Origin of the sequence: Rugamonas brunnea (assembly GCF_014042345.1) — a bacterium.
Lineage (GTDB): Bacteria > Pseudomonadota > Gammaproteobacteria > Burkholderiales > Burkholderiaceae_D > Rugamonas > Rugamonas brunnea.
The window spans coordinates 1-213 of the sequence record NZ_JACEZT010000085.1 but is presented as its reverse complement, the minus strand read 5'-3'; the positions used below and the strand labels follow the sequence as shown (position 1 = coordinate 213).

At 51.6% G+C, this 213-nt stretch carries 1 rRNA gene; it reads left to right on the top strand.

Annotated elements, in window-relative coordinates:
• Positions 1–71, top strand: a 16S ribosomal RNA gene (locus H3H37_RS26365); the annotation flags it as partial.
• Between the last annotated feature and the right edge of the window lie 142 nt (positions 72–213).

Below are 213 nucleotides of genomic sequence, written 5' to 3'. Positions count from 1 at the left end.
TAGGATTCGTGACTGGGGTGAAGTCGTAACAAGGTAGCCGTATCGGAAGGTGCGGCTGGATCACCTCCTTTCTAGAGTCGCACTGGTCTTCGGATCATCCTCAAGCGTTCACACTTATCGACTGTAATTAAGAAGAACAGCATTTGGGGCTGTAGCTCAGCTGGTTAGAGCACCGTGTTGATAACGCGGGGGTCGTTGGTTCGAGTCCAACCA